A 265-nucleotide genomic window follows, 5' to 3' on the forward strand; every position below is an offset into this window, starting at 1 on the left:
GCCTGTACGACCAAGCCCACCGTCTGGGCGCCCGAAGCCGATGTGATCGCCGCCCGCTACCAGCATGACGGCCCGGCCGAGATCGTGCTGTTCAACGTCATCAAGCACGATGGCGGTCAGGGCGAGCACGCGGCGCTGATGATCAATGCGCCCAGCCAGCGGGTGCTGTTCGATCCGGCAGGGACGTGGACCCATCCCGACGCGCCCGAGCGTCACGATGTCCATTACGGCTTCGACGATACGCAGCTTTATCGCTACATCTATT

1 protein-coding gene is annotated in these 265 nt (G+C 63.8%); it reads left to right on the top strand.

Going from position 1 to position 265, the window contains the following annotated elements:
• The coding region (locus JI666_RS22135; RefSeq protein WP_206895051.1) for a hypothetical protein at positions 1–265 on the top strand (265 nt) is incomplete at both ends.

Source organism: Bacillus sp. NTK071, assembly GCF_017303315.1.
Lineage (GTDB): Bacteria > Bacillota > Bacilli > Bacillales > Guptibacillaceae > Guptibacillus.